This is a genomic window from Ensifer sp. LBL, assembly GCF_050435225.1.
In the GTDB taxonomy this organism is placed as follows: Bacteria; Pseudomonadota; Alphaproteobacteria; order Rhizobiales; family Rhizobiaceae; genus Ensifer.
The window spans coordinates 508,257-521,538 of sequence record NZ_JBNDJY010000003.1; the positions used below are offsets into that span (position 1 = coordinate 508,257).

At 62.3% G+C, this 13,282-nt stretch carries 12 protein-coding genes; 9 read left to right on the forward strand and 3 right to left on the reverse strand.

The genetic code is table 11. The features are described 5' to 3' along the window. The first annotated feature begins 99 nt into the window (after positions 1-99). The 5 genes from trxB to OKW20_RS14115 all read left to right on the forward strand — a co-directional run bounded on the left by trxB (position 100) and on the right by OKW20_RS14115 (position 5,028). Positions 100-1,074 carry a thioredoxin-disulfide reductase gene (gene trxB, locus OKW20_RS14095; protein WP_429173065.1) on the forward strand — a complete coding sequence of 325 codons (975 nt, stop codon included), beginning with the start codon at positions 100-102 and terminating at the stop codon, positions 1,072-1,074. 116 nt (positions 1,075-1,190) lie between these two features. Beyond that, complete coding sequence (locus tag OKW20_RS14100) at positions 1,191-2,087, forward strand: LysR family transcriptional regulator VtlR (RefSeq protein WP_043614622.1); 897 nt, start codon at positions 1,191-1,193, stop codon at positions 2,085-2,087. 615 nt (positions 2,088-2,702) lie between these two features. Further along, positions 2,703-2,993, forward strand: coding sequence for an ArsR/SmtB family transcription factor (locus OKW20_RS14105; RefSeq protein ID WP_043614302.1), 291 nt, complete (start codon positions 2,703-2,705; stop codon positions 2,991-2,993). A 46-nt stretch (positions 2,994-3,039) separates the two neighbouring features. Beyond that, positions 3,040-4,161: an alkene reductase gene (locus tag OKW20_RS14110; protein WP_429173066.1), complete on the forward strand. Its 1,122-nt coding sequence runs from the start codon at positions 3,040-3,042 to the stop codon at positions 4,159-4,161. Between the two features lie 63 nt (positions 4,162-4,224). Continuing rightward, positions 4,225-5,028: an aminoglycoside phosphotransferase family protein gene (locus tag OKW20_RS14115; RefSeq protein ID WP_429114384.1), complete on the forward strand. Its 804-nt coding sequence runs from the start codon at positions 4,225-4,227 to the stop codon at positions 5,026-5,028. A gap of 2 nt (positions 5,029-5,030) precedes the next feature. On the opposite strand, the gene OKW20_RS14120 is transcribed toward OKW20_RS14115, so the two are convergent. Then, entirely contained in the window at positions 5,031-5,600 is a 570-nt protein-coding gene (locus OKW20_RS14120) for a helix-turn-helix domain-containing protein (RefSeq protein ID WP_429173069.1), read from the reverse strand. A 37-nt stretch (positions 5,601-5,637) separates the two neighbouring features. Here OKW20_RS14120 and OKW20_RS14125 point away from each other — a divergent pair, with 37 nt between their 5' ends. Further along, on the forward strand, positions 5,638-6,147 hold the full coding sequence (locus OKW20_RS14125) for a GNAT family N-acetyltransferase (protein WP_043614290.1): 510 nt from the start codon (positions 5,638-5,640) through the stop codon (positions 6,145-6,147). Positions 6,148-6,235: 88 nt separating this feature from the next. Next, positions 6,236-7,198, forward strand: coding sequence for a lytic transglycosylase domain-containing protein (locus OKW20_RS14130; RefSeq protein WP_429173071.1), 963 nt, complete (start codon positions 6,236-6,238; stop codon positions 7,196-7,198). A gap of 46 nt (positions 7,199-7,244) precedes the next feature. Here the strand turns inward: OKW20_RS14130 and OKW20_RS14135 are convergent, their stop codons facing one another. Further along, entirely contained in the window at positions 7,245-8,252 is a 1,008-nt protein-coding gene (locus tag OKW20_RS14135) for an SDR family NAD(P)-dependent oxidoreductase (protein WP_429173074.1), read from the reverse strand. Between the two features lie 101 nt (positions 8,253-8,353). Here OKW20_RS14135 and OKW20_RS14140 point away from each other — a divergent pair, with 101 nt between their 5' ends. After that, complete coding sequence (locus OKW20_RS14140; RefSeq protein WP_429173447.1) at positions 8,354-9,268, forward strand: LysR family transcriptional regulator; 915 nt, start codon at positions 8,354-8,356, stop codon at positions 9,266-9,268. Between the two features lie 102 nt (positions 9,269-9,370). Here OKW20_RS14140 and gyrA read toward each other — a convergent pair whose 3' ends face one another. Next, positions 9,371-12,151, reverse strand: coding sequence for a DNA gyrase subunit A (gyrA, locus tag OKW20_RS14145; RefSeq protein WP_429173077.1), 2,781 nt, complete (start codon positions 12,149-12,151; stop codon positions 9,371-9,373). 421 nt (positions 12,152-12,572) lie between these two features. Between gyrA and OKW20_RS14150 the strand changes: the two genes are divergently transcribed. Next, positions 12,573-13,202 carry a MarC family protein gene (locus OKW20_RS14150; RefSeq protein WP_429173080.1) on the forward strand — a complete coding sequence of 210 codons (630 nt, stop codon included), beginning with the start codon at positions 12,573-12,575 and terminating at the stop codon, positions 13,200-13,202. The last annotated feature ends 80 nt before the right edge of the window (positions 13,203-13,282 follow it).

The window sequence follows — 13,282 nt, forward strand, 5'->3', positions numbered from 1 at the left end:
AGTCATGGTGGGGAATACCTAAAGTATGGAACGATTTCCCATTGACGCAATGGAATCGGATGGGGACGCAATCCTCTCCGATGAACGAAGGACAAGATTATGACTGCCCGTCACGTGAAAGTGCTGATCATCGGCTCCGGCCCGGCCGGCTACACCGCCGCCATCTATACGGCGCGCGCCATGCTCGAGCCCGTGTTGATCGCCGGCATGGAACAGGGCGGCCAGTTGATGATCACGACGGACGTCGAAAACTACCCGGGCTATGCCGATCCGGTCCAGGGCCCGTGGATGATGGAACAGATGCTGAAGCAGGCGACCCATGTCGGCGCCGAGATCGTCAACGATCTCGTGACCGATGTCGACCTGTCGGTTCGTCCGTTCCGCGTCAAGACCGACAGCGGCAACGACTGGACGGCGGACGCACTGATCATCGCCACCGGCGCCAAGGCCAAGTGGCTCGGCATCGAGACCGAACCGACCTTCATGGGCTTCGGCGTCTCGGCCTGCGCCACCTGCGACGGCTTCTTCTATCGCAACAAGGACGTGATCGTCGTCGGCGGCGGCAACTCGGCCGTCGAGGAGGCGCTTTATCTCTCGAACCTCGCCAAGACCGTGACGGTCGTTCACCGCCGCGATTCCTTCCGCGCCGAAAAGATCCTGCAGGAGCGCCTGTTCGCCAAGCCGAACGTCAAGGTGATCTGGGATCACGAGGTCGTCGAATATCTGGGTGCGCCGGCCAAGCCGCCGATGCCCGCTTCCGTCAACGGCGTGAAGCTGCGCAACACCAAGACCGGCGAAACCTCCGACATGGTCACCGACGGCGTGTTCGTCGCGATCGGTCATGCGCCTGCGGTCGAACTTTTCAAAGGCAAGCTTCGGCAGAAGTCCAACGGCTATCTCTGGACCGCAGCCGATTCGACGGCGACCGACGTGCCCGGCGTTTTTGCCGCAGGCGACGTGACGGACGACATTTACCGTCAAGCGGTTACGGCGGCCGGCATGGGCTGCATGGCAGCGCTTGAGGCCGAGAAATACCTGGCGGGTCATATGCCCGTCGCAATTGCAGCCGAATAGAAGCTGCGAATCGGGGTGGTGTCGCTGAGGCACCTCGCCCGTGTGGGAACAGATGCATCAGCCACGCCCGGAAGACAGGACCCCGTCTTCCGGAGTGGTTTCTTATGGGGGACTTCATGTCGCTGGACTGGGACAAACTGCGCATTTTTCACGCGGCGGCCGAGGCTGGGTCGTTCACCCATGCGGCAGACAAGCTTCATCTTTCGCAGTCCGCGATCAGCCGGCAGGTCAGCTCGCTGGAGCAGGATGTCGGCATAAAGCTGTTCCACCGTCATGCGCGCGGCCTGATCCTCACCGAGCAGGGCGAGATCCTCTATCGCACCGCGCATGAAGTGCTGATGAAGCTCGAAAGCGTCAAGGTCCAGCTGAGCGAGACCACCGACAAGCCGAGCGGCAAGCTGCGCATTACCACCACGGTCGGTCTCGGCCAGGGCTGGCTCACCGACAAGATCCAGGAATTCATGTCGCTGCACCCGGAGGTGCAGGTTCAGCTCATCCTCGACAACGAGGAACTGGACGTGAACATGCGCCATGCGGACTGTGCCATCCGCCTGCGTCAGCCGCAGCAGTCGGATCTCATCCAGCGCAAGCTCTTCACCGTGCACATGCACGTCTATGCAGCTCCGTCCTACATCAACAAGTATGGCGAGCCGCAGTCGGTCGAGGATCTCGACAACCACCGCATCATCACCTTCGGCGAGCCCGCGCCGAACTATCTGCTCGACGTCAACTGGCTCGAGATCGCCGGCCGCGATTCCGACAATCCGCGCGTGTCGCATCTGCAGATCAACAGCCAGACCTCGATCAAGCGCGCCTGCCTGCTCGGCATCGGCGTCGCCATGCTGCCCGACTATATCGTCGGCCGCGACCCTGGCCTCATCCAGCTGCCGATCAGCGCCGACATCCCGTCCTTCGATACCTATTTCTGCTATCCGGACGAGATGAAGAACGCAGCCAAACTCAAGGTCTTCCGCGACTACATCGTCGCCAAGGCCCGCAACTGGAACTTCTAGCGCGCTCCGCGCGAATGATCATTTTCCGAGCATTTTCCCGAGTGAATGCCAACCTTCTGTTTTTGCATCGATATTACCAATGCGCCGGCACAATTGTGCGGCGCATTTTTATTGTGCGCCGCAGAAATAGGCAGGGATGCGCGCATGACATGGCTGTCATGCACAGAAAATGATTGTTGCGCGCCCAAAAAAGCAGCATACCAAACTCAGCTGATGCATCTTTGGTGGCTTCTCCTCCCAGTGCCACCGCAGCAGCTGTTCCCCTCTGGAGGTTTAATTACCTTCACAACTTATAAGGGCCCAAGTCATCTTGTGGCCCTCTTTTTTTGTCTACTGTTAGATACAGGCGAACCGTGATGAAAATCACAGCCGGCTATTGAAAGCCGATACTTCGCTTCCCATATTAAAATGCAGCTGATGCATTCTTGGTGGCTTCTCCTCCCCGCCACCGCATTAGCTGTTCCCCTCTGGAGGTTCTTATTACCTTCACAACTACAAGGGCCCAAGTTTTCTTGAGGCCCTCTTTTTTTGCCTGCAACACGCTCACGGTGTTGTGATTTGAATATCGTGTTTTAGCGATACATCTATCGATAAAACACGATACGGCGATATACAATGGACCGAGACGAAATCCTCAAGGCGCTTGCCCATCCCGTACGGGTCAACATCCTCGCCTGGCTGAAGGAGCCGCAGCGCCATTTTCCGAGCCAGGAGCATCCGCTCGATCTCGGCGTATGTGCCGGCCAGTTCGAACGCTGCGGCCTGTCGCAGTCGACCGTTTCCTCGCATCTCGCTGTGCTTCAGCGCGCCGGCCTGGTGACCACCCGCAAGGTTGGCCAATGGATCTTCTACCGCCGCGATGAAGAGACGATCGCCGCCTTCCTCAAGAGCCTCGGCGATCTCTAAGACGCACCTTCTCCCCAAGCAGACCTCCTCCCTGAAAGGACCTCCCATGGCCTCGCTTTTCGACCCCATCACCATCGGCGACATCGCGCTGAAGAACCGCGTCGTGATGGCGCCGCTGACCCGCAACCGGTCGCCGGGCGCTGTTCCGAACACCCTGAACGTGACCTATTACGAGCAGCGTGCGACGGCCGGCCTGTTGATCACGGAGGGAACGGCGATCACCCAGCAGGGCCAGGGCTATGCCGACGTGCCGGGCCTCTATACGCCGGAAGCGCTCGACGGATGGCGCAAGGTGACGGACGCAGTGCATGCCAAGGGCGGCCGGATCGTCGTCCAGATGTGGCATGTCGGCCGCATTTCGCATGATTCGCTGCAGCCGGGCGGCGGCAAGCCCGTGGCGCCGTCGGCCATTCGCGCCAAGTCCAAGACCTATCTGGTCAATGCCGACGGTACCGGTTCCTTTGCCGAAACCTCCGAGCCGCATGCGCTGGAGATCGCCGAGATCAAGGCGATCGTCGAGGACTATCGCAAGGCTGCGCGCGCCGCGATCGACGCCGGCTTCGACGGCATCGAGATCCACGCGGCCAACGGCTATCTCATTGACCAGTTCCTGCGCTCGGGTTCGAACCACCGCACGGATGCCTATGGCGGTTCGATCGAGAACCGCGGCCGCTTCCTGTTCGAGGTCATGGATGCCGTGACGAATGAAATCGGCGCCGGCCGGGTCGGTATCCGCCTTTCGCCTGTCACCCCCGCCAACGATGCCTTTGATCCGCAGCCGCAGCAGGTCTTCGGCCATGTGGTCAAGAATCTCGCCCGCTATCCCCTCGCCTATATCCACATCATCGAAGGCGCGACCGGCGGCCCGCGCGACCACCAGCAGGGCGACCAGCCATTCGACTACGACGCCCTGCGTTCGACCTATGTCGCCGCTGGCGGCAAGGCTGCCTGGATGACCAACAATGGCTATGACAGGGCGCTCGCCGTGAAGACGGTCAAGGACGGCGAAGCCGACCTCGTCGCCTTCGGCAAGCCGTTCATTGCCAATCCTGATCTCGTCGAGCGGTTGAAGCGCGATGCGCCGCTGAACGCGCCGGATCAGGCAACCTTCTATGGCGGTGGCGCCAAGGGCTATACCGACTATCCCGCCCTTGAACAGGTCGCCTGACACTCCCACATGGCAATGCTCCGCCTCCTTGGCGGAGCATTTGTCCTTGGGAATGAAGAGCTTATGTTTTCGCTATATTCAGAGAAATGGTCATTGCATCCTGACGGCGACGTCATCGTAACCCCCTCCAGCCGTCTTTACCCCGTCCGCTATCGCGGCCAGCAGGCGATGCTCAAGGTCGCCGAGGACCCGGAAGAGAAGTATGGCCGCCTGCCGCTGCTCTACTGGAACGGGCAAGGCGCTGCCAAGGTCTATGAAGCCGATGGCGACGCGGTACTGATGGAGCGCACGGACAGCCGGCGCAACCTCTTCCACATGGCGATGACCGGAAGCGACGAGGATGTGACGCGCATCATCTGCCGCACTGTCGCCGCGCTTCATGCTCCGCGCTTAACACCGGTTCCCGGCGATCTCGTGCCGCTCGACAGATGGTTCGCCTCTCTGGAAACGGCTGCTCCCGCTCAAGGCGGGCTCTTTGCGCGCGCGCTCGAGGCGGCGAAAAGCCTGTTAGCCGATCCCGAACCGCCGGTCGTCCTGCATGCCGACGTGCACCACGCCAACATCCTCGATTTCGGCGACCGCGGCTGGCTGGCGATCGACCCGAAACGCGTGCTCGGCGATCGCGGCTACGACTACGCCAACCTCTTCTGCAATCCGGAACTGCCCCTAGTTACCGCTCCGGGCCGGCTGCAGCGGCATCTGCCCATCGTCGCCAAGGAGACTGGGCTTCACCCACACCGTATCCTCACCTGGGTGCTCGCCTATGCCGGGCTTTCCGCAGCCTGGTTCCTGGAAGACAACGACGAATTCGGTGTCGAGAACGACCTCGAAATGGCGCGGATCGCCATCGCAGAGCTCGACCGCTAAGCTCACCCCGTCCGCAACAGAACGACGGCGTAGATACAGGTCTCTCCGCCGTCATTGCGGAAGACACAATCCTGCGGCGGGCCGAGCTCGAGGCAATCCCCGACGCCAAGCGTATGGGTCTCCAGCCCTTCCACGAAGGTCAGGCGCCCTGCACTCACCCATATCCACCGGCGATGGAGCGCATAGGCGGATGCCGGGATCGGCACCTCGGCGCCGGCCGGAAGCTCGACCTCGACCAGCTCGAGCGGCAGGTCCGACATCGGCGACACGTGGCGCCGGAGGTAGCCGGTCTGCGGATCGCGCCACACCGCCTGATCCTGGCGTCGCGACAGCCTGCCCTGGCTCATCTCGGCCCGCGCGATCAGGCTGGACATGGTGAGCCCGAACGCACCGGCGAGCTTTGCCAGCAGCGTCGCCGTCGGGCTGCTGTCGCCCCGCTCGACCTTGTGGATCATCGCGCGCGAGACGCCGGAGCGCTCCGAAAGATCGCTCAGCGACCAGCCGCGCGCCTCCCTTTCCAGACGAATTCGTTCACTGAGCCGTTGATCCAAGCTGTCTACTTTAGTATTCATATCGTAGTCATATAGTGAACGAATGCGAGGAGCAAGCATGCTGATCCGGGCGGCCATCCAAGACGACCTGCCAATCATCTGCGACATCTACAACGACGCCGTGGCGAACACGACAGCGATCTGGAACGATACCCTGGTCGATGTCGCCAATCGAACAGCCTGGCTGAAGGCGCGCACGGACGCGGGTTATCCGGTGCTGGTAGCGGTCTCGGACGAAGGCGATGTCATCGGCTATGCGTCCTTCGGCGATTGGCGCGCCTTCGATGGCTACCGCCACACGGTCGAGCACTCCGTCTATGTTCACAAGGATCGGCGCGGTGGCGGTATTGGCCGGAAACTCATGGAAGCGCTGATCGCCGAGGCCGAGCGGTTGGGCAAGCATGTGATGATCGCCGGGATCGAGTCGGAGAACGCAGCCTCGATCCGCCTTCATGCCCAACTGGGTTTCGAGGATACCGGCCGATTGCGCGAAGTCGGCACGAAGTTCGGCCGCTGGCTCGACCTGACATTCATGCAACTGGTGCTCCAGACGGGCTCGCCGCGCTAAGCCGCGGCGCCGCCTCGACAATGGTCGTTTGTCGAGGCGGCGGGAGATGCTATGAACCTTCAAGGACTGTTTCTGGAAACATTTTGACGTGGGTCTTCGGCAGAAGGTCAGATCGGGCGCCTGGGCACGTGTCGCGAAAGCGGCACTGGCGCTGGCTGTCAGCATTCCGTCGCTGAGCGCCGTCCCCGCGGCGGCTCGTATCGATGATCTCGCTCCACGGCCCAAATGCGTCTATTCCGGCCCGTCGGCTACCGACCCCGCCAAGTCGCTCTGCATCAGCAAGGAAAACTTCGCCCGCGATATCTGCGGCGTGATCGACCACTATGCGGCCGTCAACGACCTGCCCGCGGCTTTCTTCGCCCGCCTGATCTGGCGCGAAAGCCTGTTTCGGCCCAATGCCGTCAGCCCCAAGGGCGCTGAAGGCATCGCGCAATTCATGCCGGGAACGGCGAAGATGCGGGGGCTCAACAACAGCTTCGATGTGGTCGAGGCGCTCGGCAAGTCGGCGGAATATCTGAACGAACTCAAGTCGCGCTACGGCAATCTCGGCTATGCGGCTGCCGCCTACAATGCCGGCGAGAACGGGCTCGAGCGTTTTCTCGAGGTCGATTGGCTGCCGGCGGAAACGCGCAACTACGTGCTTGCGATCACCGCTTACAGCGTCGAGGACTGGCGCGACAATCCGCCAAAGATCCTCGACCTGACGCTCGACAAGAACAAGACCTTCATCGACGGCTGCGTGGCACTCGCCAGCACCCGCAATCTGCGCGACATCGAGGTGATCGACGAGGCGGAATGGGCGCCCTGGGGCGTGCAGCTTGCCGCGCATTTCCAGAAGTCGGTGGCGCAGCGATTGTTCGTCAGCGCAGTCAAGCGGTTGCCGGAGCCGATCCGCAGTGAGAAGGCGCTTCTCCTGCGCGAACGCAATGCCAGCTTTGGCCTCAGGATCCGCTACGCCGCACGCATCGGCCGCGAGACCCAGGCGGACGCAAACAAGCTTTGCGCCACGATTCGCAAGAGCGGCGGCGCTTGCCTCGTCTTCCGGAACTGACCGGTATCAGGGCCCAGCCGAAATCGATCCTCGACATGGACGCGCCCTAGCCTGTGGCACGCCCTTGTGGAAGCGCCGGCCGGTCGCTCAGGCAACCAAGCCCGCGGAGCGTCGTTGCGACAGCCTCGTCGATCGGCGTGTGCGGCTCTTCGCCGAGCACGGCAAGCAGCCGCTCGTTCGGCATTCTCAAGGGTTCGCGCCAGAGATAACGCATCTTGCGCAACTCCCTGAAGAGCGGAACGAAGGGCGACGCCAGGTCGATCAGCCACCACGGGAAGGCGCGGACGGGAAGCGCGGGCTTGCCAACGACCCGGCGGATCGCCGCAATCATCTCGGCGCCATTGCGGTCGAGGAAGCCCTGCATGTGGTAGACGGCGAAAGGCGGCAGGTCCTCGGTGCGCTCGACAAGGCGGATCATGGTTTCGGCCACATCGGGCAGATAGGCCCATTGATGGCCGATGCCTTCGCGGCCCGGGTAGGAAATCGCGCCCAACGGTTTGCCCGGTTTCACCAGCCCTTGCGAAAACCAGTTATTGGCCGCACCGGGACCGAAGAAGTCACCTGCCCTGACGATGATGACACCGACACCCGCCTCCGACGCATCCTTCAAGCGACGCTCCATCTCCTTGCGAATCTGACCCTTGTCGGTGTCCGGGTTCTGCGGTGCGTCCTCCGTCAGGACGGGAAAGGCGTCGCGGCCGAAATTGTAGATCGTCCCTGGCAAAAGGATGCGTGCGCCGGTAGCCCTGGCGGCAGCGATCGTATTGTCGAGCATCGGCAGCACCAGGGTGCCCCAATTGCGGTAGCCAGGCGGATTGACCGCGTGCACGATCAGATCGACGCCTTCGGCAGCAGTGCGAACGTCGCTCGCGTTCATGGCGTCGCCTTGCCGCCAGTCGAACGCCGGCTCGGTCTGCGCCGCCGTTTCAGCATTTCGGTTCAAGGCACGCACCTGCCAGCCACGCCTTTTGAGCCCGCGCGCGACGGCGCTACCGATACCGCCCGTTGCGCCGAGCACCAGCACGCATCTTGTTTTCTGTTGCATCTCGGTCATGTCACGCTCCATCCGTTTCGATGGAGGCAGGATCAGGCATTCACGGGCTAAACGGAATTGCCGAAAAATATTGCACCGCTATACTGAAATGCATGAGCAAGATGGATTTGAGCTGGGATTTCTATCGAACGTTCCTCGCGGTTCTTGACGAGGGATCGCTGTCGGCCGCCGCTCGCGAGCTTGGCCTGACGCAGCCAACCGTTGGCCGTCATGTGGACGCCATGGAAGCCGCGCTCGGCTATCCGCTCTTCGTGCGCTCCCCGCACGGCCTGTTGCCGACCGATGCCGCGCTGGCGCTCAAGCCCTATGCCGAGACGCTCGCCGCGACGTCGGCTGCACTCTTGCGCGCCGCGTCGAGCCAGCGCGATACGGTCAGCGGCGCAGTGCGCATCAGTGCCAGCGAAGTCATCGGCATCGAGGTGCTGCCGCCGATCCTCACAGAACTGCACGAGGCCTATCCGGAGCTGACGATAGAACTCTCCGCTTCGGACATGGTCGAAGACCTCTTGCGTCAGGAGGCCGATATCGCCGTGCGCATGGTGGCGCCCGCGCAGGATGCGCTGATCGCCCGCCATCTCGGCGCGGTTCCCTTGAGCTTTCACGCCCACCGCCGCTATATCGAGCGACGCGGTATGCCGCAGACACTGGCCGAGCTTAGCGATCACAGCCTGATCGGCTACGACCGCGAGACGGCTGCGATCCGGGCGATCGTCGCCCGCTCGCCGGAACTGCCGGCGACACATTTTGCGCTGAAGGCCGATAGCAACCTTGCCCAACTGGCCGCGATCCGCGCCGGCTTCGGCATCGGTATCTGCCAGAACGGGCTTGCGGCACGCGATCCCGATCTTCTACCGGTGCTGCCGGAACTGTTCGAAATGAAGCTCGACACCTGGCTGGTGATGCACGAGAACCTGAAGACGGCGCCCCGCTGTCGCGTCACGTTCGACGCACTTGCCTCGGGGCTACGGGCCTATATTCGTGGCACTGCGCTCGCAGACGCGAATACCGAGATCTGATTTCAGGCACCTCCCGCCGACGGCTCGATACTGGTGCCGACCCACGAAAAAGCCCGCCAAAATGGCGGGCTTTCTGTTTCCTTGGCACTTCAAGTGGAGCGCTTAATCCTCGGATTCGGCTGGCGTTTCCACTGCGCCGTTCTCGACGACAGCCTCTTCGCCTTCCTCTTCATCGCTCTCCGGCTCGCTGATGCGCTCGACCGATACGACCTTCTCATCCTTGGCGGTCGAGAAGATGGTGACGCCCTTGGTCGCGCGGCTCGCAAGCCGGACGCCATTGATCGGCACGCGGATCAGCTGGCCGCCATCGGAGACGAGCATGATCTGGTCGTTGTCTTCGATGGGGAAGGCAGCAACAAGAACGCCGATTTCCGTCGTCTTCGAGGTGTCGGTGGCACGGATGCCCTTGCCGCCACGGCCAGAGGTGCGGAAATCGTAGGACGACGAGCGCTTGCCGAAGCCCTTCTCCGAGACCGTCAGCACGAACTGTTCGCGTGCCTTCAGTTCCTCGAAGCGTTCGTTCGACAGCTCTCCGCCGTCAGCGACTTCCTCGCCGACCAGGGCGATTTCTTCCTCGTCGCCATTCGTCGCCCGACGTTCCGCCGCTGCACGCTTGAGATAAGCTGCACGCTCCCACGGTTCGGCCTCGACATGGCCAAGGATCGCCATCGAGATGATGCGGTCGCCGTCGCCGAGGTTGATACCACGAACGCCGATCGAGTTACGACCGGCAAAGACGCGCACGTCATCGACCGGGAACCGGATGCACTGGCCGAGCGCTGTCGTCAGCATGACGTCGTCACGCTCCGTACAGGTGTCGACGGACAGAATCTCGTCGCCCTCTTCCTCGAGCTTCATCGCAATCTTGCCGTTGCGGTTGACCTGGACGAAGTCCGACAGCTTGTTGCGGCGAACCGTGCCGCGGGTCGTCGAGAACATGACGTCGAGGTTTTCCCAGGTCGCCTCATCCTCGGGCAGCGGCATGATCGTGGTAATGCGTTCGCCAGGTTCCAGCGGCAGCATGTTGATCAGAGCCTTGCCGCGCGATTGCGGCGTGCCGATCGGCAGGCGCCAGACCTTCTCCTTGTAGACGATGCCACGCGAGGAGAAGAACAGAACCGGCGTGTGGGTGTTGGCAACGAATAGCCGGGTAACGAAATCCTCGTCCCGGGTCGCCATGCCCGAGCGGCCCTTGCCGCCACGGCGCTGCGCGCGATAGGTCGTCAGCGGTACGCGCTTGATGTAACCGAGATGCGAGACCGTCACGACCATGTCTTCACGGGCGATGAGGTCCTCATCGTCCATATCCGGACCGCCTTCCATGATCTCGGAGCGGCGCGGCGTGCCGAACTCGTCACGGATGGCGATGAGTTCGTCCTTGACGATGCTCATGATGCGCAGGCGCGAGGACAGGATGTCGAGGTAATCCTTGATTTCCTCGCCGATCTTGTTGAGTTCGTCGCCGATTTCATCGCGGCCGAGCGCGGTCAGGCGCTGCAGTCGGAGATCGAGGATGGCGCGAGCCTGCTCTTCCGAGAGGTTGTAGGTGCCGTCCTCGTTGATGCGGTGACGCGGGTCGTCGATCAGGCGGATGAGGCTCTCGACGTCGTGGGCCGGCCAGCGGCGCTCCATCAACTGCTCGCGCGCCGTCTGCGGATCGGGCGCCGTGCGGATCAGCTTGATGATTTCGTCGATGTTGGCGACGGCAATCGCAAGGCCGACGAGCACATGGGCGCGGTCACGCGCCTTGCGCAGCAGGTACTTCGTGCGCCGGCTAACGACTTCCTCGCGGAACGAGACGAAGGCGCGCAGCATGTCGAGCAGCGTCATGTGCTCCGGCTTGCCGCCGTTCAACGCCACCATGTTGCAGCCAAACGAAGTCTGCAGCGGCGTGTAGCGGTAAAGCTGGTTCAGGATGACGTCGGCATTGGCGTCGCGCTTGAGTTCGATCACCACGCGGTAGCCCTGGCGGTCCGATTCGTCGCGCAGGTCCGAGATGCCCTCGATACGCTTCTCGCGCACCAGTTCGGCCATCTTTTCGATCATCGTCGCCTTGTTCACCTGGAACGGGATCTCGGTGATGATGATCTGCTCGCGGTCACCGCGCATTGGCTCGACGTGGGCGCGGCCGCGCATGATGACGGAGCCGCGGCCGGTCTCATAGGCCGAGCGAATGCCCGAACGTCCGAGGATGAGCGCGCCAGTCGGGAAGTCCGGACCGGGGATGATTTCCATCAGTTCCGGCAGTTCGATCGCCGGATTGTCGATCAGCGCCATGCAGCCGTTGATGACTTCGACCAGGTTGTGCGGCGGAATGTTCGTCGCCATGCCGACGGCGATACCGCCGGCGCCGTTGACGAGCAGGTTCGGGAACTTCGCGGGAACGACTGCCGGCTCCTGCAGGGTGCCGTCATAGTTGTCGCGGAAGTCGACCGTTTCCTTGTCGAGATCGTCGAGCAGCGAATGGGCAGCCTTTTGCAGGCGGCATTCGGTGTAGCGCTCTGCTGCCGGCGGGTCGCCGTCGACGGAGCCGAAGTTGCCCTGGCCGTCGATCAGCGGCAGACGGAGCGACCAGTCCTGCGCCATGCGCGCCAGCGCATCGTAGATCGCGGCGTTGCCGTGCGGGTGGTACTTACCCATCACGTCCCCGGTCACGCGGGCGCATTTGACGTATTTCTTGTTCCAGTCGATGCCGAGCTCGCTCATCCCGTAGAGGATGCGGCGGTGCACGGGTTTCAGACCGTCACGCACGTCGGGAAGCGCGCGGCTGACGATAACGCTCATCGCGTAATCGAGATAGGACCGCTGCATTTCCTCGATGATGGAAATCGGCTCGATGCCTGGCGGAGTTTTTCCGCCGCCGGGGGTGCTTTGCTCAGTCAATGGTGATCACGATCTTTGTTCAGAATCAGTCGGATATTTATAGCGGATTGCCATCGGAAGCGCCAATTTGCGGCCTTCGGCGCCACTTGCCCGCCGGACTGTGAAGATGTCCTTGTAATGCCTTGATTCGCTGTGCGATTCACGCGGTTATCCTAGCAGGAACCGATGAGCCGCACGGCAGTTGTGAACAGTCTTTTGCCGCCGGAGCAGGCTTTTGTAGGGCATGGCGCGCGAAATCGGAAGAGCCGGACCGCCAATGACGTCCACGGCGCCCGTTTGCGCCTCACCTGGGCGTAGCGATTGCTCATTAAGCCCTTGCTGAGACTTTGTTTGTCTGCCCCTTCCCAATGCCCGGCCGCTTGCCTAACAATGTAGGCATGCCACCGGGAAAACCCGGGGCGAAATCCGGAAGGGGAAACGGATGTTCAATGTCGACCTGTTGGTCAATGCGCTCACCACGCTTCTCGTCACGCTCGATCCGCCCGGCCTTGCGCCGATCTTCCTGAGCCTTACGGTCGGCCTCAGCCGACAGGAGCGCTTTCAGGTGGCCACCCGCGGCTCGCTGATCGCCTTCTTCATTCTCGCCGCCTTCGCCCTCTTCGGCAACAGCATCCTCGGACTGCTCGGCATCTCGATCGGCGCCTTCCGCATCGCTGGCGGCCTGCTGCTCTTCTGGATCGCCTTCGAGATGATTTTCGAGAAACGCCAGGAGCGCAAGGAAAAGACCGGCGAGAATGCGACGGTCAAGGACCACATTCACAACATCGCGGTCTTCCCGCTGGCCCTGCCGCTCATTGCCGGCCCGGGCGCAATTTCGGCAACGATCCTGCTTGCCGGCTCGTTCCCGACCGCCGTCGAGCGCACTCAGCTCCTGATCGTCATCGCGCTGTCGATGCTCAGCCTGTTTCTGGCGCTGGTCATCGCTGAACGCGTCGATCGCTTTCTCGGCGTCACCGGCCGCGCCATCCTCACCCGCCTGCTCGGCGTCATCCTGGCGGCACTTGCGGTGCAATTCGTCGTCGACGGGGTGAAGTCGGCGATGGCGAGCTGAGGTCGGACGGCCGCGCGCATTCTTTGCCCAACGCCGTCGACGAAGACCGGAAACAAAAAACGCCACGTCCTCAGGACGTG

Coding starts and splice junctions, on each gene's coding strand:
- trxB (WP_429173065.1), top strand. CDS start 100: ATGACTGCCCGTCACGTGAAAGTGCTGATCATCGGCTCCGGCCCGGCC.
- OKW20_RS14100 (WP_043614622.1), top strand. CDS start 1,191: ATGTCGCTGGACTGGGACAAACTGCGCATTTTTCACGCGGCGGCCGAG.
- OKW20_RS14105 (WP_043614302.1), top strand. CDS start 2,703: ATGGACCGAGACGAAATCCTCAAGGCGCTTGCCCATCCCGTACGGGTC.
- OKW20_RS14110 (WP_429173066.1), top strand. CDS start 3,040: ATGGCCTCGCTTTTCGACCCCATCACCATCGGCGACATCGCGCTGAAG.
- OKW20_RS14115 (WP_429114384.1), top strand. CDS start 4,225: ATGTTTTCGCTATATTCAGAGAAATGGTCATTGCATCCTGACGGCGAC.
- OKW20_RS14120 (WP_429173069.1), bottom strand. CDS start 5,600: ATGAATACTAAAGTAGACAGCTTGGATCAACGGCTCAGTGAACGAATT.
- OKW20_RS14125 (WP_043614290.1), top strand. CDS start 5,638: ATGCTGATCCGGGCGGCCATCCAAGACGACCTGCCAATCATCTGCGAC.
- OKW20_RS14135 (WP_429173074.1), bottom strand. CDS start 8,252: ATGACCGAGATGCAACAGAAAACAAGATGCGTGCTGGTGCTCGGCGCA.
- OKW20_RS14140 (WP_429173447.1), top strand. CDS start 8,354: ATGGATTTGAGCTGGGATTTCTATCGAACGTTCCTCGCGGTTCTTGAC.
- OKW20_RS14150 (WP_429173080.1), top strand. CDS start 12,573: ATGTTCAATGTCGACCTGTTGGTCAATGCGCTCACCACGCTTCTCGTC.